The organism is Salmonella sp. SAL00672 (assembly GCF_046552175.1).
Taxonomy (GTDB): domain Bacteria; phylum Pseudomonadota; class Gammaproteobacteria; order Enterobacterales; family Enterobacteriaceae; genus Salmonella; species Salmonella enterica.
The window spans coordinates 101,503-124,462 of record NZ_JBGDUQ010000002.1; the positions used below are offsets into that span (position 1 = coordinate 101,503).

General features: G+C 53.6%; 18 protein-coding genes and 2 tRNA genes. 18 read left to right on the forward strand and 2 right to left on the reverse strand.

Annotated elements, in window-relative coordinates; all coding sequences use genetic code 11:
- Positions 1–3 precede the first annotated feature (3 nt).
- The 6 genes from ftsH (at position 4) to ACLJTG_RS06290 (ending at position 6,276) form a co-directional block, all read left to right on the forward strand.
- Complete coding sequence (ftsH, locus tag ACLJTG_RS06265; RefSeq protein ID WP_001107481.1) at positions 4–1,938, forward strand: ATP-dependent zinc metalloprotease FtsH; 1,935 nt, start codon at positions 4–6, stop codon at positions 1,936–1,938.
- Between the two features lie 104 nt (positions 1,939–2,042).
- The gene (folP, locus tag ACLJTG_RS06270) at positions 2,043–2,891 is read left to right on the forward strand and encodes a dihydropteroate synthase (protein ID WP_000764710.1); all 849 of its coding nucleotides are present in this window, start codon (positions 2,043–2,045) and stop codon (positions 2,889–2,891) included.
- Positions 2,884–4,221, forward strand: coding sequence for a phosphoglucosamine mutase (gene glmM / locus ACLJTG_RS06275; protein ID WP_021000809.1), 1,338 nt, complete (start codon positions 2,884–2,886; stop codon positions 4,219–4,221). Before folP ends, glmM begins: the two co-directional genes overlap by 8 nt.
- Before the next feature lie 222 nt (positions 4,222–4,443).
- Positions 4,444–4,776, forward strand: a complete 333-nt coding sequence (gene secG, locus ACLJTG_RS06280; RefSeq protein WP_000272680.1) for a preprotein translocase subunit SecG — start codon at positions 4,444–4,446, stop codon at positions 4,774–4,776.
- A gap of 13 nt (positions 4,777–4,789) precedes the next feature.
- Positions 4,790–4,876, forward strand: a tRNA-Leu gene (locus ACLJTG_RS06285).
- Between the two features lie 335 nt (positions 4,877–5,211).
- Positions 5,212–6,276 carry a DUF1963 domain-containing protein gene (locus ACLJTG_RS06290; RefSeq protein ID WP_000051504.1) on the forward strand — a complete coding sequence of 355 codons (1,065 nt, stop codon included), beginning with the start codon at positions 5,212–5,214 and terminating at the stop codon, positions 6,274–6,276.
- An 80-nt stretch (positions 6,277–6,356) separates the two neighbouring features.
- Here ACLJTG_RS06290 and argG read toward each other — a convergent pair whose 3' ends face one another.
- Positions 6,357–7,700 carry an argininosuccinate synthase gene (argG, locus tag ACLJTG_RS06295; RefSeq protein ID WP_000207653.1) on the reverse strand — a complete coding sequence of 448 codons (1,344 nt, stop codon included), beginning with the start codon at positions 7,698–7,700 and terminating at the stop codon, positions 6,357–6,359.
- A 343-nt stretch (positions 7,701–8,043) separates the two neighbouring features.
- On the opposite strand from argG, the gene ACLJTG_RS06300 reads away from it, so the two are divergent.
- From ACLJTG_RS06300 to mtr, 12 genes are all read left to right on the forward strand, one after another.
- A tRNA-Met gene (locus ACLJTG_RS06300) sits at positions 8,044–8,120 on the forward strand.
- 207 nt (positions 8,121–8,327) lie between these two features.
- Positions 8,328–8,780, forward strand: a complete 453-nt coding sequence (gene rimP / locus ACLJTG_RS06305) for a ribosome maturation factor RimP (RefSeq protein WP_000105461.1) — start codon at positions 8,328–8,330, stop codon at positions 8,778–8,780.
- A 27-nt stretch (positions 8,781–8,807) separates the two neighbouring features.
- On the forward strand, positions 8,808–10,310 hold the full coding sequence (gene nusA, locus ACLJTG_RS06310; RefSeq protein ID WP_001031038.1) for a transcription termination factor NusA: 1,503 nt from the start codon (positions 8,808–8,810) through the stop codon (positions 10,308–10,310).
- 24 nt (positions 10,311–10,334) lie between these two features.
- Positions 10,335–13,013, forward strand: a complete 2,679-nt coding sequence (infB, locus tag ACLJTG_RS06315; protein ID WP_000133064.1) for a translation initiation factor IF-2 — start codon at positions 10,335–10,337, stop codon at positions 13,011–13,013.
- A 220-nt stretch (positions 13,014–13,233) separates the two neighbouring features.
- Positions 13,234–13,635: a 30S ribosome-binding factor RbfA gene (gene rbfA / locus ACLJTG_RS06320; protein ID WP_001040199.1), complete on the forward strand. Its 402-nt coding sequence runs from the start codon at positions 13,234–13,236 to the stop codon at positions 13,633–13,635.
- Positions 13,635–14,579, forward strand: coding sequence for a tRNA pseudouridine(55) synthase TruB (gene truB / locus ACLJTG_RS06325; RefSeq protein WP_000089674.1), 945 nt, complete (start codon positions 13,635–13,637; stop codon positions 14,577–14,579). Before rbfA ends, truB begins: the two co-directional genes overlap by 1 nt.
- A 150-nt stretch (positions 14,580–14,729) precedes the next feature.
- Positions 14,730–14,999 (forward strand): 30S ribosomal protein S15, encoded by a 270-nt coding sequence (gene rpsO, locus ACLJTG_RS06330; protein ID WP_000059465.1) that lies wholly within the window; start codon positions 14,730–14,732, stop codon positions 14,997–14,999.
- A 241-nt stretch (positions 15,000–15,240) separates the two neighbouring features.
- The gene (pnp, locus tag ACLJTG_RS06335; protein ID WP_001670767.1) at positions 15,241–17,376 is read left to right on the forward strand and encodes a polyribonucleotide nucleotidyltransferase; all 2,136 of its coding nucleotides are present in this window, start codon (positions 15,241–15,243) and stop codon (positions 17,374–17,376) included.
- 109 nt (positions 17,377–17,485) lie between these two features.
- A complete protein-coding gene (nlpI, locus tag ACLJTG_RS06340; protein WP_000802069.1) occupies positions 17,486–18,370 on the forward strand; it encodes a lipoprotein NlpI in 885 nt (294 codons plus the stop codon).
- Between the two features lie 105 nt (positions 18,371–18,475).
- Positions 18,476–18,556: a protein YrbN gene (gene yrbN, locus ACLJTG_RS06345; RefSeq protein WP_010723222.1), complete on the forward strand. Its 81-nt coding sequence runs from the start codon at positions 18,476–18,478 to the stop codon at positions 18,554–18,556.
- Positions 18,549–20,438 (forward strand): ATP-dependent RNA helicase DeaD, encoded by a 1,890-nt coding sequence (gene deaD / locus ACLJTG_RS06350; RefSeq protein WP_000807244.1) that lies wholly within the window; start codon positions 18,549–18,551, stop codon positions 20,436–20,438. The genes yrbN and deaD overlap by 8 nt, the downstream gene beginning before the upstream one ends.
- A gap of 153 nt (positions 20,439–20,591) precedes the next feature.
- On the forward strand, positions 20,592–21,836 hold the full coding sequence (gene mtr, locus ACLJTG_RS06355; protein ID WP_000224380.1) for a tryptophan permease: 1,245 nt from the start codon (positions 20,592–20,594) through the stop codon (positions 21,834–21,836).
- 90 nt (positions 21,837–21,926) lie between these two features.
- Here mtr and ACLJTG_RS06360 read toward each other — a convergent pair whose 3' ends face one another.
- Positions 21,927–22,934 (reverse strand): luciferase-like monooxygenase, encoded by a 1,008-nt coding sequence (locus tag ACLJTG_RS06360; protein ID WP_198898191.1) that lies wholly within the window; start codon positions 22,932–22,934, stop codon positions 21,927–21,929.
- Positions 22,935–22,960: the final 26 nt, after the last annotated feature.

Sequence of the window (22,960 nt, forward strand, 5' to 3'; positions counted from 1 at the left end):
GACATGGCGAAAAACCTAATACTCTGGCTGGTCATTGCCGTTGTGCTGATGTCAGTATTCCAGAGCTTTGGGCCCAGCGAGTCTAATGGCCGTAAGGTGGATTACTCTACCTTCCTGCAAGAGGTCAATCAGGACCAGGTTCGCGAAGCGCGTATCAACGGACGTGAGATCAACGTTACCAAGAAAGATAGTAACCGTTACACGACTTACATTCCGATTAATGATCCGAAGCTGCTTGATAACCTGCTGACTAAAAACGTCAAGGTTGTTGGCGAACCACCTGAAGAGCCAAGCCTGCTGGCTTCTATCTTCATTTCCTGGTTCCCGATGCTGTTGCTGATCGGCGTCTGGATCTTCTTCATGCGTCAGATGCAGGGCGGCGGTGGCAAAGGCGCCATGTCGTTCGGTAAGAGCAAGGCGCGTATGCTGACGGAAGATCAGATCAAAACCACGTTTGCTGACGTCGCGGGTTGTGACGAAGCGAAAGAAGAAGTGGCGGAACTGGTTGAATACCTGCGTGAACCGAGCCGTTTCCAGAAGCTGGGCGGTAAAATTCCGAAAGGCGTCCTGATGGTCGGCCCGCCGGGTACCGGTAAAACCCTGCTGGCAAAAGCCATTGCGGGTGAAGCGAAGGTGCCATTCTTTACGATTTCCGGTTCTGACTTTGTGGAAATGTTCGTCGGTGTCGGCGCGTCTCGTGTGCGTGACATGTTCGAACAGGCCAAGAAAGCGGCGCCGTGCATTATCTTCATCGATGAAATCGACGCCGTAGGTCGCCAGCGTGGCGCAGGTCTGGGCGGCGGTCACGATGAACGTGAGCAGACGTTGAACCAGATGCTGGTTGAGATGGACGGCTTCGAAGGTAACGAAGGTATCATCGTTATCGCCGCAACTAACCGTCCGGACGTTCTGGACCCGGCGCTGCTGCGTCCAGGCCGTTTTGACCGTCAGGTGGTGGTAGGCCTGCCGGATGTGCGCGGTCGTGAGCAGATTCTGAAGGTGCATATGCGTCGCGTACCGTTAGCGACGGATATTGATGCGGCGATCATTGCGCGCGGTACGCCGGGCTTCTCCGGTGCTGACCTGGCGAACCTGGTCAACGAAGCGGCGCTGTTTGCAGCTCGTGGTAATAAGCGCGTTGTGTCGATGGTTGAGTTCGAGAAAGCGAAAGACAAAATCATGATGGGCGCCGAACGTCGCTCCATGGTGATGACGGAAGCGCAGAAAGAGTCGACCGCGTACCACGAAGCGGGCCACGCGATTATCGGTCGCCTGGTGCCGGAACACGATCCGGTGCACAAAGTGACGATTATCCCGCGTGGTCGTGCGCTGGGCGTGACCTTCTTCTTGCCTGAAGGCGACGCGATCAGCGCCAGCCGTCAGAAGCTGGAAAGCCAAATCAGCACGCTGTACGGCGGCCGTCTGGCGGAAGAGATTATCTACGGCGTTGAGCATGTTTCCACCGGCGCGTCGAACGACATTAAAGTCGCGACTAACCTGGCGCGTAACATGGTCACCCAGTGGGGCTTCTCGGAGAAACTCGGTCCGTTGCTGTATGCGGAAGAAGAGGGCGAAGTATTCCTCGGCCGTAGCGTCGCAAAAGCGAAACATATGTCTGATGAAACTGCGCGTATCATCGACCAGGAAGTGAAAGCGCTGATTGAACGTAACTACAATCGCGCTCGTCAGATCCTGACTGACAATATGGATATTCTGCACGCGATGAAAGATGCGCTGATGAAATATGAAACCATCGATGCGCCGCAGATTGATGACCTGATGGCGCGTCGTGAAGTGCGTCCGCCTGCGGGCTGGGAAGATCCAAACGGCACCAATAACTCTGACAGCAATGGTACGCCTCAGGCGCCGCGTCCGGTTGATGAACCACGCACGCCGAACCCGGGCAACACGATGTCAGAGCAGCTGGGCGACAAATAAACGTTTGTTGTACAACATTATGTTTAGCGCTCACCGAAACCCTGGGGCTTGCCCCGGGGTTTTTCTTTTTTTAACTCACCACAAATAAAACAGGGATTTTGACCATGAAACTCTTCGCTCAGGGCGCCACGCTCGATCTCACTCATCCGCATGTTATGGGGATCCTGAACGTAACGCCGGATTCGTTCTCCGACGGCGGCGCGCATAACACGCTGATTGAGGCGGTGAAACATGCGAATTTAATGGTGAATGCCGGGGCGACAATTATTGATGTGGGGGGGGAATCAACGCGACCAGGCGCGGCAGAAGTGAGCGTGGAAGAAGAGCTGGATCGCGTTATTCCGGTACTGGAAGCAATCGCGCAACGTTTTGAAGTGTGGATTTCTGTGGATACCTCTAAACCCGAGGTGATCCGTGAAGCGGCAAGGGCGGGCGCGCATATTATCAATGATGTCCGTTCACTCTCCGAACCCGGCGCGTTGGAAGCGGCAGCGGAAACCGGCTTGCCGGTCAGTCTTATGCACATGCAGGGCAACCCCAAAACCATGCAGGAGGCGCCGAAATATGACGATGTCTTTGCCGAGGTGAATCGCTACTTTATTGAGCAAATAGCACGTTGTGAGAAGGCCGGCATCGCAAAAGAGAAATTGTTGCTCGACCCAGGATTCGGTTTCGGTAAAAATCTCTCTCACAATTATACCTTACTGGCGCGACTGGGTGAGTTTCATCATTTTAACCTGCCGCTGCTGGTGGGCATGTCACGTAAAACGATGGTTGGTCAGTTACTTAACGTGGGACCATCAGACCGTCTGAACGGTAGCCTTGCGTGCGCGGTAATTGCCGCGATGCAGGGCGCGCAGATCATTCGCGTCCATGACGTCAAAGAAACCGTAGAGGCGATGCGGGTGGTAGAAGCCACTCTGTCTGCAAAGGAAAACAAACGCTATGAGTAATCGTAAATATTTCGGTACCGATGGGATTCGCGGACGTGTAGGCAATGCCCCCATTACACCTGATTTCGTGCTTAAACTGGGTTGGGCTGCCGGAAAAGTGCTGGCGCGTCATGGTTCGCGTAAAATCATTATCGGTAAAGATACGCGTATTTCCGGCTATATGCTGGAGTCCGCGCTGGAGGCGGGCCTTGCCGCTGCGGGACTGTCGGCCTCGTTTACCGGGCCTATGCCAACGCCAGCCGTCGCCTATCTGACGCGGACTTTCCGCGCGGAGGCGGGTATCGTTATCTCGGCTTCGCATAACCCGTTCTATGATAACGGCATTAAATTCTTCTCTATCGACGGTACGAAACTGCCTGACGATGTGGAAGAAGCCATCGAAGCCGAAATGGAAAAAGAGATCACCTGCGTAGACTCCGCCGAGCTGGGGAAAGCGAGCCGCATCGTCGATGCCGCCGGACGCTATATTGAGTTCTGTAAAGGCACCTTCCCGAACGAACTGAGCCTCAATGGCCTGAAAGTGGTTGTGGATTGCGCCAACGGCGCTACCTACCATATCGCGCCGAATGTGCTGCGCGAGCTGGGCGCGACCGTTATCGCCATCGGCTGTGAGCCAAACGGCGTCAACATTAACGAAGAAGTGGGCGCGACCGACGTGCGCGCGTTGCAGGCGCGCGTGTTGGCGGAGAAGGCGGAACTCGGCATCGCGCTTGACGGCGACGGCGACCGGGTCATCATGGTTGACCATGAAGGCAATAAAGTCGATGGCGATCAGATCATGTATATCATCGCGCGCGAAGGGCTGCGCCAGGGGCAACTGCGCGGCGGCGCGGTGGGGACGCTGATGAGCAATATGGGGCTGGAGCTGGCGCTCAAGCAGCTTGGCATTCCGTTTGCCCGGGCGAAAGTGGGCGACCGCTACGTGCTGGAAAAATTGCAGGAAAAAGGCTGGCGCATCGGCGCGGAAAACTCTGGTCACGTTATTCTGCTGGATAAAACGACCACTGGCGACGGTATTGTAGCGGGGCTACAAGTTCTGGCGGCGATGGTGCGTAATCATATGAGTCTGCACGATCTGTGCAGCGGTATGAAAATGTTCCCGCAGATTCTGGTTAACGTGCGTTACACCGCCGGTAGCGGCGATCCGCTGGAAAATGAAGCGGTGAAAGCGGTAACGGCGGACGTAGAAGCCACGCTCGGCAATCGTGGGCGGGTACTGCTACGTAAATCCGGTACCGAACCGCTGATTCGCGTGATGGTTGAAGGCGAGGATGAAGCGCAGGTTACGGCATTCGCCCATCGTATCGCGGATGCGGTAAAAGCCGTTTAAGCGTTTAAGTGACTAAAAAGGCGGCGGTTGCCGCCTTACGGCCCGCAAAAAACAACGCTTTTGCTGTTTTTTTCCGCAGTTGATACAATGCGCTTAAATTGCCCTTGCGAAGGTCATTCGCTTTGGTTAGTATTCACACCCGCTTCAGTGGGAAACAGTAAAAATCCCGCTTTATTGGTAGAAGCATTGGTACGCGGCAACTCCGCAAGGAACAGGTTGATTATGTACGAAGCTCTTTTAGTTGTTTTCCTTATTGTGGCAATTGGCCTTGTAGGTCTGATCATGCTGCAGCAAGGTAAAGGCGCTGATATGGGAGCCTCCTTCGGAGCAGGCGCTTCCGCTACGCTATTTGGTTCAAGTGGTTCTGGTAACTTCATGACCCGAATGACGGCGGTATTGGCGACGCTGTTCTTCATCATCAGTCTGGTGTTGGGTAATATCAATAGCAACAAAACCAATAAAGGAAGCGAGTGGGAAAATCTGAGCGCGCCGGCGAAGACCGAGCAGACTCAACCTGCTGCACCGGCCCAGCCGACCAGCGATATCCCGCGCTAATAGCAGTATCCGTGCCGAGGTGGTGGAATTGGTAGACACGCTACCTTGAGGTGGTAGTGCCCAATAGGGCTTACGGGTTCAAGTCCCGTCCTCGGTACCAATATTCCGAAAGAAAGACGCTGAAAAGCGTCTTTTTTTTCGTCTGTTGAAACTGCTCTCAGAGAGGAGGTTGAAGCACGCTTACACGCGTCCCTGGCATGGCCCCGTCAATACGTTGAGATAGCCCTACATACATACTCATGTATGTCCTCTCTGGTGATCTCCCTGCGTCAGGTTCACTCCACCGATTACGAGATCATCTTCGTTCATTGAAGCCAGTAGTTGCTCAGCTATAATCTGAAATGCTTGTATCTGTTATCCCCCTCCATATCTTTTGCTCAAGTAGTTTTATCTAATCTTCCTTTGCACTGAGCCGAATATCTAAGGAAGAGATTAATGAGTTTATTTTTCGATCGTGCTGGATTGATTGCTGAATTGCGCACATCCAATTTGAGCTCTGCTATTCAGGAGAAAGTCGTGCAACAGGCACGTGCTGCTATTGCATTTAAACGTTGTCTGCGGGATATGGAAACAGTAAAGGTGGGGGCATCGCGGTTGGGCGGTCTACCCGACTGGCCATTAGGACAAAGCTGGCCTATACGAAAAAAATCGGTTAATGCCACATCTCGCGTACTAAAGCTGAAAGCTGAAAAAACGCGAAATGCCAGGTTTGTTCATGAAATGAAAATGAGTTATGAGCTGCTCAATGAAGGGCGTAAGCTGCTTGGGCAGCCAGCGGAAGATTTTGACGAGGAAAAGTATCGGTTAGTGCAGCAGCGGTTATTAACCGAAATTGACATCCGCATAGAGAATCAGTTGGTTGATTTTCCGCTTGCTTTCGTTGCCCAACTAAACTTGAGTGACCTGGCGTTACTCCCGGGGTTTGATCCACTGCTTCCCAGGCGGGGGTTATTGAGCTTCTTTGTCGATGTTACCTGGGAAGATCGGCAGCCCTTTGTTTTCTGGCACGATGTTGAGGTAGATACATTAAGCACGCTAGCTGTGCCAGATGACTTGCTGGCTTTTTACAATAAGATTGAATTTCGTGAACCATGGCAATTGTGTACACAGGTTGAGTGCCTGGAACCTCTTTCCGTTATCAGTGTTTCGTCAGTCTGCGAGGGGTTAAGCGTTACGCAGCAGAAAGCGTATGAATCATGGTATGACGCGTTAAGTGATTACGAACAGGACAACCCGTATCGAGTTGATGCCTGCTATTCCGGCGATCTTCTGGGAGGGTGGACAATTCCTCTCCAACGTAGTGTGGAAGATGAACTGAATCAAAATGATACAAGGTGGCGACAGCTTTTTAGCTGGGATGAAGAAATTCATTCTACAACAGCATTACTGGCTGTCGCTGGGCCGGATTTTGGCGGGGGCATTGACTATATAATGATGACTGAAAAAGACATGGCTGCACAATGCTTTGACAGGGTGCGAAATGTTGTCCAGTTAGATTAACCGGCAAATCAGCCATTTGCATCAACCTGGGGTGATATTCACAAAAAAGGCCGCTTTCGCGGCCTTAAAATGATAAATGTTTACTTCGCTTTGTTTTCCAGATTCTCAACCTGCGGCAGACCGGTCGCGGAAGAGGCGGTTAACAGACCCGCTTTCGCGTAGCCGAACAGTTTCTCGCGGGTATCGGTAATGTCCAGATTACGCATGGTCAACTGGCCAATACGATCGTCCGGTGAGAATACGGACTCGCCTTTCTCCATGGTCAGACGCTCAGCCTTATAGGTCAGGTTGTCTGACACGGTGTTCAGGATGGAGTAGTCGTTGCCGCGACGCAGCTCCAACGTCACTTCACCGGTAATCTGGCTGGCGACCCAACGTTGCAGGCCGTCACGCAGCATCAGCGCCTGCGAGTCGAACCAGCGGCCCTGATACAGCAGTTTGCCCAACTGACGACCATGAGAGTGATATTGCTCAATGGTGTCTTCGTTGTGAATACCGGTCAACAGACGCTCGTAAGCGATGTGCAGCAGTGCCATTCCGGGGGCTTCATAAATACCGCGGCTTTTTGCTTCAATGATGCGGTTTTCAATTTGGTCGCTCATACCCAGGCCGTGACGGCCGCCGATGCGGTTCGCTTCCAGCATCATCTCAACATCATCGCTGAAGGTTTTACCGTTCAGGGCAACAGGGTGACCCTGCTCGAAGCGGACGGTCACAACTTCTGCCGGGATCTTCACGCTCTCGTCCCAGAACTTCACGCCCATAATCGGGTTGACGATCTTGACGCTGGAGTTAAGAAACTCCAGATCTTTCGCTTCATGCGTGGCGCCGAGCATGTTGGAGTCGGTGGAGTAGGCTTTTTCGACTGACATCTTATAGTCGAAACCGCAGGCAATCATAAATTCAGACATCTCATGGCGACCACCCAGCTCATCGATAAAGTCGGTATCCAGCCACGGTTTGTAAATCTGTAATTCAGCATTCGTCAGCAGGCCGTAACGATAGAAACGTTCAATATCGTTGCCTTTATAGGTACTGCCGTCGCCCCAGATATTCACGCCGTCTTCTTTCATCGCGGCGACCAGCATCGTGCCGGTTACGGCACGGCCCAGCGGCGTGGTATTGAAATAGGTCAGTCCGCCAGTCGTATTATGGAAAGCGCCGCACTGAATCGCTGCGATCCCTTCTGCAACCAACTGCTTGCGGCAATCAATCAGGCGAGCATTCTCTGCGCCATACTCCATTGCGCGACGAGGAATGGCGTCATAGTCATCCTCATCCGGTTGTCCCAGATTCGCAGTATAGGCATATGGGACAGCTCCTTTTTGTCGCATCCACAGCAGCGCGGCGCTGGTGTCCAGACCGCCGGAAAAAGCGATACCAATACGTTGACCTGCTGGAAGATGCTTAAGAATCGTCGTCATAGAATAGAACCCTGCTTGATTGACTGATAATGAGATCGGTTTCTGCTTTAGTGCATTTTTATGCAAAATAAATGAGTTTTCATTTAATCATCTTTTAGCAGAGACAGGAAGCGTTTAGTGAAGGTTTACTGAAATAACGTTGTGAAATGCATGTATAAGCCGGAGAGGTGGGATGAGTATAACGAAGAGTGATATTCATTCATCTGCATATTGGGAATAGGGTTGACATAACTCATGCCTGGTCACTATACTGTGCGCAGATTTTACGTCCCGTCCTCGGTACCAAATCCCAGCAGTATTTGCAAATTTTGCCCAAAACGAGTAGAATTTGCCACGTTTCAGGCGCGGGGTGGAGCAGCCTGGTAGCTCGTCGGGCTCATAACCCGAAGGTCGTCGGTTCAAATCCGGCCCCCGCAACCACTTTCCCTTAGAGTTCTTTTTCAAATATACTGTGAAGATTATGTCCTTCGTAGCTGGATTTGAAAAAAATTCTTTCGGAAGGTACACCAGACCGCCGTTGCGGTTATAGGGTTCAGTTATCTAAAGCCCCGATTTATCGGGGTTTTTTGTTATCTGACTACAGAATAACTGGGCTTTAGGCCCTTTTTTTATGTCTTGGGGGTGGGCTTGTCCACATTAGAGCAAAAATTAACAGAGATGATTACAGCGCCAGTTGAAGCCTTAGGCTACGAGCTGGTCGGCATCGAATTTATTCGCGGTCGCACATCCACACTGCGCATCTATATTGATAGTGAAGATGGCATCAATGTTGATGATTGTGCTGATGTGAGCCACCAGGTAAGCGCGGTGCTGGACGTTGAAGATCCTATCTCCGTGGCTTACAACCTTGAAGTCTCGTCACCGGGTCTCGACCGTCCTATGTTCACTGCCGATCATTATGCGCGTTTCCAGGGTGAAGAAGTCGCGCTGGTTCTTCGCATGGCGGTACAGAACCGTCGCAAGTGGCAGGGCATTATCAAAGCGGTGGACGGTGAAATGATTACCGTCACAGTCGAAGGCAAAGATGAAGTGTTCGCGCTGAGTAATATCCAGAAGGCGAACCTGGTTCCCCACTTTTAACAGTCTGGATGAGGTGAAAAGCCCGCGATGAACAAAGAAATTTTGGCTGTTGTTGAAGCCGTCTCCAACGAAAAAGCGCTGCCACGCGAAAAAATTTTTGAAGCGCTGGAAAGTGCGCTGGCGACAGCAACAAAGAAAAAATATGAGCAGGAGATCGATGTTCGTGTAGAAATCGATCGTAAAAGCGGTGATTTTGATACTTTCCGCCGTTGGTTGATCGTTGAAGAAGTGACCATGCCGACGAAGGAAATTACGCTGGAAGCGGCGCGTTTTGAAGACGAAAGCCTGAATGTCGGCGACTATGTTGAAGATCAGATTGAATCTGTCACCTTTGACCGTATCACCACGCAGACTGCGAAACAGGTTATCGTACAGAAGGTCCGTGAAGCTGAACGCGCGATGGTTGTCGATCAGTTCCGCGACCAGGAAGGCGAAATCGTCACTGGCGTGGTGAAGAAAGTGAACCGCGACAATATCTCTCTGGAAATTAAATCCGAAGGGATGGCCGGTAACGCTGAAGCGGTGATTCTGCGTGAAGATATGCTGCCGCGCGAAAACTTCCGTCCTGGCGACCGCATCCGCGGTGTTCTGTACGCTGTACGTCCAGAAGCGCGTGGCGCGCAGCTGTTCGTCACCCGTTCCAAGCCGGAAATGCTGATCGAACTGTTCCGCATCGAAGTGCCGGAAATCGGCGAAGAAGTGATTGAAATTAAAGCGGCGGCTCGCGATCCGGGTTCTCGTGCGAAAATCGCAGTGAAAACCAACGATAAACGTATCGATCCGGTCGGCGCTTGCGTGGGGATGCGCGGCGCGCGCGTTCAGGCGGTCTCTACCGAACTGGGCGGTGAGCGTATCGATATCGTGCTGTGGGATGATAACCCGGCGCAGTTCGTCATTAATGCGATGGCGCCGGCAGACGTCGCGTCTATCGTGGTGGACGAAGATAAACATACCATGGATATCGCCGTTGAAGCCGGTAATCTGGCGCAGGCGATCGGACGTAATGGTCAGAACGTCCGCCTGGCTTCGCAATTGAGCGGCTGGGAACTCAACGTAATGACCGTTGATGACTTGCAGGCTAAACATCAGGCTGAAGCACATGCCGCTATCGAGATCTTTACTAAATATCTTGATATTGATGAAGAGTTCGCGACCGTTCTGGTAGAAGAAGGTTTCTCCACGCTCGAGGAACTGGCCTATGTGCCAATGAAAGAACTGCTGGAAATTGACGGCCTTGATGAGCCGACCGTTGAAGCACTGCGCGAGCGTGCTAAAAACGCACTGGCCACTCTGGCGCAGGACCAGGAAGCAAGCCTCGGTGATAACAAACCGGCTGACGATCTGCTGAATCTGGAAGGATTAGATCGCGATATGGCTTTCAAACTGGCGGCTCGTGGTGTTTGTACGCTGGAAGATCTCGCCGACCAGGGCATTGATGATCTGGCTGATATCGAAGGGTTGACCGACGAAAAAGCCGGTGAGCTGATTATGGCTGCCCGTAATATTTGCTGGTTCGGCGACGAAGCGTAATAAACTGTAGCAGGAAGGAACAGCATGACAGATGTAACCCTAAAAGCGCTGGCCGCAGAGAGACAGGTTTCCGTGGATCGCCTGGTACAGCAGTTTGCTGATGCAGGTATCCGGAAATCTGCTGACGACTCTGTGTCCGCACAAGAAAAACAGACTTTACTGGCGCACCTGAACCGCGAAGCGGTTTCTGGTCCCGATAAACTGACGCTGCAGCGTAAAACGCGCAGCACCCTGAATATTCCAGGTACCGGTGGAAAAAGTAAATCGGTACAAATCGAAGTCCGCAAGAAGCGCACCTTTGTGAAACGCGATCCGCAAGAGGCTGAACGCCTGGCCGCGGAAGAGCAGGCGCAGCGTGAAGCGGAAGAGCAAGCCCGTCGTGAGGCAGAAGAACAGGCCAAACGCGAGGCGCAACAAAAAGCTGAACGCGAGGCCGCAGAACAAGCTAAGCGTGAAGCCGCTGAAAAAGCGAAACGTGAAGCTGCGGAAAAAGACAAAGTGAGCAATCAACAGACTGACGATATGACCAAAACCGCCCAGGCCGAAAAAGCCCGCCGTGAGAATGAAGCTGCAGAGCTGAAGCGTAAAGCGGAAGAAGAAGCACGTCGCAAACTCGAAGAAGAAGCGCGTCGTGTAGCAGAAGAAGCTCGCCGCATGGCGGAAGAAAACAAATGGACCGCAACGCCTGAGCCAGTAGAAGACACCAGTGACTATCATGTCACCACTTCTCAGCACGCGCGCCAGGCCGAAGACGAAAACGATCGTGAAGTAGAAGGCGGTCGTGGTCGTGGCCGTAATGCAAAAGCGGCGCGTCCGGCGAAAAAAGGCAAACATGCCGAATCCAAAGCCGATCGCGAAGAAGCGCGTGCTGCGGTTCGCGGCGGTAAAGGCGGCAAGCGTAAAGGGTCTTCTTTACAGCAAGGCTTCCAGAAGCCCGCTCAGGCCGTTAACCGCGACGTGGTGATCGGTGAAACCATCACCGTTGGCGAACTGGCGAACAAGATGGCGGTTAAAGGCTCTCAGGTCATCAAAGCGATGATGAAGCTGGGCGCCATGGCCACCATCAACCAGGTTATCGACCAGGAAACCGCACAGCTTGTTGCCGAAGAGATGGGCCACAAAGTTATCCTGCGTCGTGAAAACGAACTGGAAGAAGCGGTAATGAGCGACCGTGATACCGGCGCTGCGGCTGAACCGCGCGCACCGGTTGTGACCATCATGGGCCACGTTGACCACGGTAAAACCTCTCTGCTGGACTACATTCGTTCCACGAAAGTGGCCTCTGGCGAAGCGGGCGGCATTACCCAGCACATCGGTGCCTACCACGTTGAAACTGACAACGGGATGATCACCTTCCTGGACACCCCGGGCCACGCCGCGTTTACTTCTATGCGTGCTCGCGGCGCCCAGGCAACGGATATCGTGGTTCTGGTGGTAGCGGCAGACGACGGCGTGATGCCGCAGACTATCGAAGCTATCCAGCACGCGAAAGCGGCAGGTGTGCCGGTCGTGGTTGCGGTGAACAAAATCGATAAGCCGGAAGCCGATCCGGATCGCGTTAAGAACGAACTGTCCCAGTACGGCATTCTGCCGGAAGAGTGGGGCGGCGAGAGCCAGTTCGTTCACGTGTCTGCGAAAGCGGGCACCGGTATCGACGAACTGCTGGACGCTATCCTGCTGCAGGCCGAAGTTCTGGAACTGAAAGCGGTACGCAAAGGTATGGCGAGCGGTGCGGTTATCGAATCCTTCCTGGATAAAGGTCGTGGTCCGGTGGCTACCGTGCTGGTTCGTGAAGGTACGCTGCATAAGGGCGATATCGTGCTGTGTGGCTTCGAATACGGCCGCGTGCGTGCGATGCGTAACGAACTGGGTCAGGAAGTGCTGGAAGCGGGTCCGTCCATTCCGGTGGAAATCCTCGGCCTGTCCGGCGTTCCGGCTGCCGGTGACGAAGTGACCGTCGTTCGTGACGAGAAGAAAGCGCGTGAAGTTGCTCTGTATCGTCAGGGTAAATTCCGTGAAGTTAAACTGGCTCGTCAGCAGAAATCTAAACTCGAGAACATGTTCGCCAACATGACCGAAGGCGAAGTTCACGAAGTGAACATCGTCCTGAAGGCCGACGTACAGGGTTCTGTGGAAGCGATCTCCGACTCTTTGCTGAAACTGTCTACCGACGAAGTGAAAGTGAAGATCATCGGTTCTGGCGTAGGTGGTATCACCGAAACCGACGCGACCCTGGCTGCGGCGTCCAACGCCATTCTGGTGGGCTTCAACGTTCGTGCCGATGCTTCTGCGCGTAAAGTGATTGAATCCGAAAGTCTGGATCTGCGTTACTACTCCGTCATCTATAACTTGATCGACGAAGTGAAAGCGGCGATGAGCGGCATGCTGTCTCCGGAACTGAAACAGCAGATCATCGGTCTGGCTGAAGTGCGCGATGTGTTCAAATCGCCGAAATTCGGCGCGATCGCGGGCTGTATGGTTACCGAAGGTACGATTAAACGCCATAACCCAATCCGCGTACTGCGCGACAACGTGGTTATCTATGAAGGCGAGCTGGAATCCCTGCGCCGCTTCAAAGATGACGTTAACGAAGTCCGTAACGGCATGGAATGTGGTATCGGCGTGAAGAACTACAACGACGTTCGCGTTGGCGATATGATTGAAGTATTCGAAATTATCGAGATCCAACGTACCATCGCTTAATCTTCGTCGTCTTTTGGGCCGCAACGGCGTTGGCTGCGCTCGCTCACCCCGGTCACATAGTTATCTATGCTCCCGGGGATTTACGAGCTTGCCGCCTTGTTGCAATCCAAAATCTTTAGAAGATGATTAGGCGTAGGCCGGGTAAGCGAAGCGCCACCCGGCAAGAAATTTAAAAAGGGGCTTATGGCCCCTTTTTTGTCTTTATTCTGGAGAATTTATTATGGCGAAAGAATTTGGTCGCCCTCAGCGCGTAGCGCAAGAGATGCAAAAAGAGATCGCAATCATCCTGCAGCGCGAAATTAAAGACCCGCGCCTGGGTATGATGACTACCGTCTCCGGTGTGGAAATGTCCCGTGACCTGGCCTATGCCAAAGTGTTTGTCACCTTTTTGAACGACAAAGATGAAGACGCAGTAAAAGCGGGCATCAAAGCGTTGCAAGAAGCGTCTGGTTTCATCCGCAGCTTGCTGGGTAAAGCGATGCGTCTGCGCATCGTACCGGAACTGACCTTCTTCTACGACAACTCGCTGGTGGAAGGGATGCGTATGTCCAACCTGGTGACTAACGTGGTGAAACATGACGAAGAACGTCGTGTGAACCCGGACGACAGCAAGGAGGACTGATGAGTCGTCCTCGTCGTCGTGGCCGCGACATTCACGGCGTTCTGCTGCTGGATAAGCCGCAGGGTATGTCCAGCAATGACGTGCTGCAGAAAGTTAAGCGCATCTACAATGCTAACCGCGCCGGGCATACCGGCGCGCTGGACCCGCTTGCGACCGGCATGTTGCCGATTTGCCTCGGCGAAGCGACAAAATTTTCGCAGTACCTGCTGGATTCTGACAAACGCTATCGTGTTATTGCCCGTCTGGGGCAGCGCACGGATACCTCTGACGCCGATGGTCAAATCGTGCAGGAGCGTCCGGTAACCTTCAGCGCAGAGCAACTTGCGAGCGCGCTGGAGACTTTCCGCGGCGATATTGAGCAGATTCCGTCAATGTATTCGGCGCTGAAGTATCAGGGTAAGAAACTGTACGAATATGCGCGTCAGGGCATTGAAGTGCCGCGCGAAGCCCGCCCGATTACCGTCTACGAACTGCTGTTTATTCGCCATGAAGGTAACGAGCTGGAGCTGGAAGTTCATTGCTCCAAAGGCACCTATATTCGTACCATTATTGATGATTTAGGTGAGAAACTGGGCTGTGGCGCGCACGTAACGTACCTGCGTCGTCTGACGGTCAGCAAGTATCCGGTGGATCGTATGGTGACGCTGGAGCATTTGCAGACGCTGGTAGCACAGGCGGAACAGCAGGGCGTTCCGGCGGCGCAGTTGCTCGATCCATTATTGATGCCAATGGACAGTCCAGCTTCGGACTATCCTGTTGTTAATCTGCCGTTAACATCTTCGGTATACTTCAAAAATGGCAACCCGGTTCGTACCACGGGCGCGCCGTTGAAGGGACTGGTTCGTGTGACGGAAGGTGAAGACGATAAATTTATCGGTATGGGCGAAATTGACGACGAAGGCCGTGTCGCGCCTCGTCGGCTGGTAGTAGAGTACCCGGCGTAATGTCGCTTCGTCTTGCGATAAGAGAGCGCTGCGAGTAGAATACTGCCGCTTAACGTCGCGTAAATTATTTAACAGTTTACGCGGCGTACACTGGGATCGCTGAATTAGAGATCGGCGTCCTCTCATTCTTAAATACTTTGGAGTTTTAAAATGTCTCTAAGTACTGAAGCTACAGCTAAAATCGTTTCTGAGTTCGGTCGTGACGCAAACGACACCGGTTCTACCGATGTTCAGGTTGCTCTGTTGACTGCACAGATTAACCACCTGCAGGGTCACTTTGCAGAGCATAAAAAAGATCACCACAGCCGTCGTGGTCTGCTGCGTATGGTTTCTCAGCGTCGTAAACTGCTCGACTACCTGAAACGTAAAGATGTTGCACGCTACACCGCGCTGATTGAGCGTCTGGGTCTGCGTCGCTAATTCTTTCGAGTTTCAGAAAGAGGGGGCCTTCATGGCCCCTTTTTTCCAGCAGATGGCAGCAATTCGCTGGAAACTAATGTATTGTTGCTATGAATGATCTTCCGTTGCAGAGGTTCGCGCGGCTAATGAGAGGCTTTACCCATATCAGGGTTAGGGTTGTCATTAGTCGCGAGGATGCGCAGAAGATCGGGTATTAACGACGGCGCGTATTATGCCGTCAAAAATTGGAAAGGATATTATTTTGCTTAATCCGATCGTTCGTAAATTCCAGTACGGTCAGCATACCGTTACGCTGGAAACTGGCATGATGGCGCGTCAGGCCACTGCCGCTGTTATGGTAAGCATGGATGACACCGCCGTATTCGTTACCGTTGTCGGCCAGAAAAAAGCCAAGCCAGGCCAGGACTTCTTCCCACTGACCGTTAACTATCAGGAGCGTACCTACGCTGCTGGTCGTATCCCGGGCAGCTTCTTCCGTCGTGAAGGCCGTCCAAGCGAAGGCGAAACCCTGATTGCGCGTCTGATTGACCGCCCGGTTCGTCCGCTGTTCCCGGAAGGCTTCGTTAACGAAGTGCAGGTTATTGCGACCGTCGTTTCCGTTAACCCGCAGGTTAACCCAGACATCGTTGCCATGATCGGCGCATCCGCTGCGCTGTCGCTGTCCGGCATTCCGTTCAACGGCCCAATCGGCGCGGCGCGCGTAGGTTACATCAATGACCAGTACGTGCTGAACCCAACCCAGGACGAGCTGAAAGAAAGCAAGCTGGACCTGGTGGTTGCCGGTACCGAAGCGGCTGTGCTGATGGTGGAATCCGAAGCTGAACTGCTGAGCGAAGACACTATGCTGGGCGCGGTGGTATTCGGTCACGAGCAGCAGCAGGTTGTTATCCAGGCGATCAACGATCTGGTGAAAGAAGCCGGTAAACCGCGTTGGGACTGGCAGCCGGAAGCCGTCAACGACGCGTTGAACGCGCGTGTTGCTGCGCTGGCTGAATCTCGTCTGAGCGACGCGTACCGCATCACCGATAAACAAGAGCGCTATGCTCAGGTTGACGTAATCAAATCCGAAACCATCGAGCAGCTTATTGCAGAAGATGAAACTCTGGATGCTAACGAGCTGGGCGAAATCCTGCACGCTATCGAGAAAAACGTGGTGCGTAGCCGCGTACTGGCAGGCGAGCCGCGTATTGATGGCCGTGAAAAAGACATGATCCGTGGTCTGGACGTGCGCACTGGCGTACTGCCGCGTACTCACGGTTCCGCTCTGTTTACCCGTGGTGAAACGCAGGCGCTGGTTACCGCAACTCTGGGTACTGCCCGTGACGCGCAGGTGCTTGATGAACTGATGGGCGAGCGTACTGACAGCTTCCTGTTCCACTACAACTTCCCTCCGTACTCCGTAGGCGAAACCGGCATGGTCGGTTCTCCGAAGCGTCGTGAAATTGGTCACGGTCGTCTGGCGAAGCGCGGCGTGCTGGCAGTGATGCCGGACATGGATAAATTCCCGTACACCGTTCGCGTGGTGTCTGAAATCACCGAATCCAACGGTTCTTCTTCTATGGCTTCCGTGTGCGGCGCTTCTCTGGCGCTGATGGACGCTGGCGTACCAATTAAAGCCGCCGTAGCAGGTATCGCTATGGGTCTGGTGAAAGAAGGCGACAACTACGTTGTACTGTCTGACATTCTGGGCGACGAAGATCACCTGGGCGATATGGACTTCAAAGTGGCGGGTTCCCGCGACGGTATCTCTGCGCTGCAGATGGATATCAAAATTGAAGGTATCACCAAAGAGATCATGCAGGTTGCGTTGAACCAGGCTAAAGGCGCGCGTCTGCACATCCTGGGCGTGATGGAACAGGCGATCAACGCGCCGCGCGGCGATATCTCTGAATTTGCGCCGCGTATCCATACCATCAAGATCAGCACGGACAAGATCAAAGACGTGATCGGTAAAGGCGGTTCTGTGATCCGCGCGCTGACTGAAGAGACCGGCACCACCATCGAAATCGAAGATGACGGTACTGTGAAGATCGCGGCGACCGACGGTGAAAAAGCGAAATACGCTATCCGTCGTATCGAAGAGATTACCGCGGAGATCGAAGTCGGCCGTATCTACAATGGTAAAGTGACCCGTATCGTTGACTTTGGCGCGTTTGTTGCCATCGGCGGCGGTAAAGAAGGTCTGGTTCACATCTCTCAAATCGCGGATAAACGTGTAGAGAAAGTGACCGACTATCTGCAGATGGGTCAGGAAGTCCCGGTTAAGGTTCTGGAAGTTGACCGCCAGGGCCGTGTACGTCTGAGCATTAAAGAAGCAACCGAGCAGTCTCAACCTGCGGCTGCGCCGGAAGCTCCGGCGAGCGAACAGGCCGAGTAAGGTAGCCTTTTGCCCTCCGCAGTGCGGAGGGCTTTAGACCTGGCTGGACGCCTTGTTGAGCCACCGGGGAACAGGACGTTCATTCAATCGTTGTCTTCGGGAGTGGGAAATGAAGCCTTTTTTGCGCTGGTGTTTCGTTGCGACAGCACTTACGCTTGCAGGATGCAGTAATTCCGCCTGGCGTAAAAGTGAAGTCCTCGCAGTACCATTGCAACCGACTTTACAGCAGGAAGTGATTCTGGCGCGTATGGAACAGATTCTTGCCAGTCGGGCTTTAACCGATGACGAACGCGCACAGCTTTTATATGAGCGCGGAGTGTTGTATGATAGTCTTGGTTTGAGGGCATTAGCGCGAAATGATTTTTCACAAGCGCTGGCAATCAGACCGGATATGCCTGAAGTATTCAATTACTTAGGCATTTATTTAACGCAGGCAGGCAATTTTGATGCTGCCTATGAAGCGTTTGATTCTGTACTAGAGCTTGATCCAACTTACAACTACGCGCACTTAAACCGCGGTATCGCATTGTATTACGGCGGCCGTGATAAGTTAGCGCAAGATGATCTGCTGGCGTTTTATCAAGACGATCCCAATGATCCTTACCGCAGCCTGTGGCTGTATCTTGTTGAGCAGAAGCTTAATGAGAAGCAGGCGAAAGAAGCGTTAAAAGCACGCTTCGAAAAATCGGATAAAGAGCAATGGGGATGGAACATTGTCGAGTTCTACCTGGGCGACATTAGCGAAGCAACGCTGATGGAAAGGCTCAAGGCGGACGCAACGGATAACACCTCGCTCGCTGAGCATCTCAGTGAAACCAACTTCTATTTAGGTAAGTATTACCTAAGTCTGGGGGATTTGGACAGCGCCACGGCTCTGTTCAAACTGGCGGTGGCCAACAACGTTCATAACTTTGTTGAGCACCGATACGCATTGTTGGAATTATCGCTCCTGGGCCAGGACCAAGATGACCTGGCAGAATCGGACCAGCAATAGCTGACGAACATATCAGCCCGTAATCTTTTTGATTGCCATCACCTTCGCGGGTGAGGGCGTTGTTGTTCGTTAATACACCTACTTTGAGCCGGTTCACACTTTTCAATGAAAATTGCAGATCAATTTCATGATGAGTTATGTAGACTGGCCGCCATTAATTTTGAGGCACACGTACTACATGGCTGAATTCGAAACCACTTTTGCAGATCTGGGGCTGAAGGCTCCTATCCTTGAAGCCCTTACCGATCTGGGTTACGAAAAACCATCTCCAATCCAGGCAGAGTGCATTCCGCATCTGCTGGGCGGTCGCGACGTGCTGGGCATGGCCCAGACCGGTAGCGGCAAAACCGCAGCGTTCTCTTTACCGCTGCTCAACAATCTTGATCCTGAGCTGAAGGCACCTCAGATTCTGGTGCTGGCGCCAACCCGCGAACTGGCGGTACAGGTTGCCGAAGCCATGACGGATTTCTCTAAACACATGCGCGGCGTAAACGTGGTTGCCCTGTACGGCGGTCAGCGTTATGACGTGCAGTTACGCGCCCTGCGTCAGGGGCCGCAGATCGTTGTCGGTACGCCGGGACGTCTGCTTGATCACTTAAAACGTGGCACTCTCGACCTCTCTAAACTGAGTGGTCTGGTGCTGGATGAAGCCGACGAAATGCTGCGTATGGGCTTCATCGAAGACGTTGAAACTATTATGGCGCAGATCCCGGAAGGTCACCAGACCGCTCTGTTCTCCGCCACCATGCCGGAAGCGATTCGTCGCATTACCCGCCGCTTTATGAAAGAGCCGCAGGAAGTGCGCATTCAGTCCAGCGTGACTACCCGTCCTGACATCAGCCAGAGCTACTGGACTGTCTGGGGTATGCGTAAAAACGAAGCGCTGGTGCGTTTCCTGGAAGCGGAAGACTTTGATGCGGCGATTATCTTCGTACGTACCAAAAACGCGACCCTGGAAGTAGCAGAAGCGCTGGAACGTAGCGGCTACAACAGCGCCGCGTTGAATGGCGATATGAACCAGGCGCTGCGTGAGCAGACTCTGGAACGCCTGAAAGATGGTCGTCTGGACATCCTGATCGCCACCGATGTTGCGGCACGTGGTCTGGACGTTGAACGTATCAGCCTGGTGGTGAACTACGATATCCCGATGGACTCCGAGTCCTACGTTCACCGTATCGGTCGTACCGGTCGTGCGGGTCGCGCCGGTCGCGCGCTGCTGTTCGTTGAGAACCGCGAGCGTCGTCTGCTGCGTAACATCGAACGCACCATGAAGCTGACCATTCCTGAAGTGGAACTGCCGAACGCAGAACTGCTGGGTAAACGCCGTCTGGAAAAATTCGCCGCGAAAGTTCAGCAGCAACTGGAAAGCAGCGATCTGGATCAGTACCGTGCGCTGCTGGCGAAAATCCAGCCGTCTGCCGAAGGTGAAGAGCTGGATCTCGAAACGCTGGCTGCCGCACTGCTGAAAATGGCGCAGGGCGAGCGTCCGCTGATTCTGCCGCCGGATGCGCCGATGCGTCCTAAGCGTGAATTCCGTGACCGTGATGACCGTGGTCCGCGCGATCGTAACGACCGTGGCCCGCGTGGCGATCGTGAAGATCGTCCGCGTCGTGAACGTCGTGACGTTGGCGATATGCAGTTATACCGCATTGAAGTGGGCCGTGATGACGGCGTTGAAGTTCGTCATATCGTGGGCGCTATCGCTAACGAAGGCGACATCAGCAGCCGTTACATTGGTAACATTAAGCTGTTCGCGTCTCACTCCACCATCGAGCTGCCGAAAGGTATGCCGGGCGAAGTGCTCCAGCACTTCACGCGTACCCGCATTCTGAACAAGCCGATGAATATGCAGCTGTTGGGTGATGCTGTTCCGCACGCGGGCGGCGAACGTCGCGGCGGTGGTCGTAGCTTCAGTGGCGAGCGTCGTGAAGGCGGTCGTAATTTCAGCGGCGAACGTCGTGAAGGCGGTCGTGGTGATGGTCGTCGCTTCAGCGGCGAACGTCGTGAAAGCCGTGGTCCGCGTCGTGATGACTCTACCGGTCGCCGTCGTTTCGGCGGTGATGCGTAACTCACGCTGACCTGCGCATTCACAGCGTAAAGTAAAATATACAGCCCCGATCGTCACAATCGGGGCTTTTTTTATTTCTTTTGTACTCGTGTACTGGTACAGTGCAGCGTATTGAGAGATAGTCACACTATAAATGACTGGAGAGAGAGCTGAATGGCAACACTTACCACCACCCAAACGTCACCTTCGCTGCTTGGCGGCGTGGTGATTATCGGCGGCACCATCATTGGCGCGGGGATGTTCTCCCTGCCGGTGGTCATGTCCGGGGCGTGGTTCTTCTGGTCGATGGCGGCGCTGGTCTTTACCTGGTTTTGTATGCTGCACTCCGGGCTGATGATCCTCGAAGCCAACCTTAACTACCGCATTGGTTCGAGTTTCGACACCATCACCAAAGATCTGTTGGGGAAAGGCTGGAACATTGTCAACGGTATTTCCATTGCCTTTGTGCTCTACATCCTGACTTACGCCTATATCTCGGCGAGCGGCTCAATTCTGCATCATACCTTTGCTGAGATGTCGCTGAACGTTCCGGCGCGAGCGGCAGGTTTTGCCTTTGCGCTGCTGGTGGCGTTTGTTGTGTGGCTGAGTACGAAGGCGGTCAGTCGGATGACGGCGATTGTGCTGGGCGCGAAAGTGATTACTTTCTTCCTGACCTTCGGCAGCCTGTTGGGGCACGTCACGCCGACCACATTGTTTAACGTGGCTGAAAGCCACGCGTCATATACGCCGTACCTGCTGATGACGCTGCCATTTTGTCTGGCCTCTTTTGGTTATCACGGTAACGTACCGAGCCTGATGAAATATTACGGCAAAGATCCGCGCACCATCGTCAAATGCCTGATTTATGGGACGTTACTGGCGCTGGCGCTCTATTCCGTCTGGCTGCTGGGGACGATGGGCAACATCCCGCGTCCGGAATTTATCGGCATTGCGCAGAAAGGCGGCAATATTGATGTGCTGGTACAGGCGTTGAGCGGCGTGCTGAACAGCCGCAGCCTGGATCTGCTGCTGGTGGTGTTCTCTAACTTTGCTGTCGCCAGTTCCTTCCTTGGCGTGACGCTGGGGCTGTTTGACTATCTGGCGGATCTGTTTGGTTTGGATGACTCGGCAATGGGGCGTTTTAAAACCGCACTGCTGACGTTTGTGCCGCCAATTGTCGGTGGCCTGCTGTGGCCGAACGGCTTCCTGTACGCCATTGGCTATGCAGGTTTAGCTGCAACTATCTGGGCGGCCATTGTGCCTGCGCTGTTGGCGCGTAAATCTCGCGAACGTTTCGGCAGCCCGAAATTCCGCGTCTGGGGCGGTAAACCGATGATTGCCCTGATTTTGGTCTTCGGTGTTGGCAACGCGGTTATCCATATTCTGTCGAGCTTTAATTTGCTGCCGGTGTACCAGTAACGTTATTGTGCCGGATGGTGGTTGCACCTTATCCGGCCTACTTGATGCTGTAGGCCCGGTAAGCGAAGCGTCACCGGGCAAAACAACGCACTACCCCAACAATTCCTGCTTCACATCCATCGCTAAATCAAACGAATGCAGGCGTGCCTGGTGGTCGAAAATCTGCCCGTTGACCATAATTTCATCCGCCTGGGTTTCCCGCAGGATGGATTCCAGCCCGTGGCGGACTTTCGCCTTATCACCGACCAGCGACATACTCAGCGCCTGTTGCACGCCATACTGCTCGGATGGCGACCAGAAGGTCTCCATATTCTCAATCGGCGGCGGCAGTTGGCCGGTTTCTCCACGGCGTAGCTTCACAAAAGCCTGCTGCATAGAGGTAAACAGGAATTCGGCGTCGCGGTTGCTGTCGGCGGCGATAATATTGATACACACCATCGCGTACGGTTTTTCCAGCCGCGCTGAAGGTTTGAACTGGGTACGGTACAGATGCAGCGCCTGGAACAACATATCCGGCGCGAAATGCGAAGCAAAGGCGAACGGCAGGCCAAGCTGGGCCGCCAGTTGTGCGCTATACAGGCTGGAGCCCAGCAGCCAGACCGGGATCTTCTCGCCGTAGCCGGGCACCGGGCGCACATGCGGATTAGGGTCGCGAGCGTCGAACCAGTCCACCAGCTCTGCGACATCGCGTGGAAAGTTATCGATATCGCCGCTCATATGGCGACGCAGCGCGCGCATCGTCGGCTGATCGCTACCCGGCGCGCGTCCCAACCCTAAGTCGATACGTCCCGGGTAGAGCGTATTCAGCGTGCCGAACTGCTCGGCAATCACCAGCGGTGAATGGTTAGGCAGCATCACGCCGCCGGAGCCAAGATGTAATGTTGTGGTATTGGCCGCCAGATAACCAATCAATACCGAGGTCGCCGCGCTGGCGATACCGGTCATGTTGTGATGTTCTGCCAGCCAGTAGCGGTGATAACCGCGCTTTTCAGCCAGCCGTGCGAGATCCAGCAAGTGCGTGAAGGCTTCTTTTGCCGAAGCTCCTTCAGGGATCGGCGCCAGATCCAGCGCCGAGAACGGAATAGTTTTGTCAGTCATAACGGCTCACTTTGTTACCGGTTAAT

What these genes read in the sequence shown, in the direction of transcription:
- glmM (WP_021000809.1), top strand. Translation starts at nt 2,884, where the DNA reads ATGAGTAATCGTAAATATTTCGGTACCGATGGGATTCGCGGACGTGTA.
- rbfA (WP_001040199.1), top strand. Translation starts at nt 13,234, where the DNA reads ATGGCGAAAGAATTTGGTCGCCCTCAGCGCGTAGCGCAAGAGATGCAA.
- ACLJTG_RS06290 (WP_000051504.1), top strand. Translation starts at nt 5,212, where the DNA reads ATGAGTTTATTTTTCGATCGTGCTGGATTGATTGCTGAATTGCGCACA.
- argG (WP_000207653.1), bottom strand. Translation starts at nt 7,700, where the DNA reads ATGACGACGATTCTTAAGCATCTTCCAGCAGGTCAACGTATTGGTATC.
- nusA (WP_001031038.1), top strand. Translation starts at nt 8,808, where the DNA reads ATGAACAAAGAAATTTTGGCTGTTGTTGAAGCCGTCTCCAACGAAAAA.
- infB (WP_000133064.1), top strand. Translation starts at nt 10,335, where the DNA reads ATGACAGATGTAACCCTAAAAGCGCTGGCCGCAGAGAGACAGGTTTCC.
- nlpI (WP_000802069.1), top strand. Translation starts at nt 17,486, where the DNA reads ATGAAGCCTTTTTTGCGCTGGTGTTTCGTTGCGACAGCACTTACGCTT.
- deaD (WP_000807244.1), top strand. Translation starts at nt 18,549, where the DNA reads ATGGCTGAATTCGAAACCACTTTTGCAGATCTGGGGCTGAAGGCTCCT.
- mtr (WP_000224380.1), top strand. Translation starts at nt 20,592, where the DNA reads ATGGCAACACTTACCACCACCCAAACGTCACCTTCGCTGCTTGGCGGC.
- folP (WP_000764710.1), top strand. Translation starts at nt 2,043, where the DNA reads ATGAAACTCTTCGCTCAGGGCGCCACGCTCGATCTCACTCATCCGCAT.
- rpsO (WP_000059465.1), top strand. Translation starts at nt 14,730, where the DNA reads ATGTCTCTAAGTACTGAAGCTACAGCTAAAATCGTTTCTGAGTTCGGT.
- ACLJTG_RS06360 (WP_198898191.1), bottom strand. Translation starts at nt 22,934, where the DNA reads ATGACTGACAAAACTATTCCGTTCTCGGCGCTGGATCTGGCGCCGATC.
- ftsH (WP_001107481.1), top strand. Translation starts at nt 4, where the DNA reads ATGGCGAAAAACCTAATACTCTGGCTGGTCATTGCCGTTGTGCTGATG.
- secG (WP_000272680.1), top strand. Translation starts at nt 4,444, where the DNA reads ATGTACGAAGCTCTTTTAGTTGTTTTCCTTATTGTGGCAATTGGCCTT.
- yrbN (WP_010723222.1), top strand. Translation starts at nt 18,476, where the DNA reads ATGAAAATTGCAGATCAATTTCATGATGAGTTATGTAGACTGGCCGCC.
- truB (WP_000089674.1), top strand. Translation starts at nt 13,635, where the DNA reads ATGAGTCGTCCTCGTCGTCGTGGCCGCGACATTCACGGCGTTCTGCTG.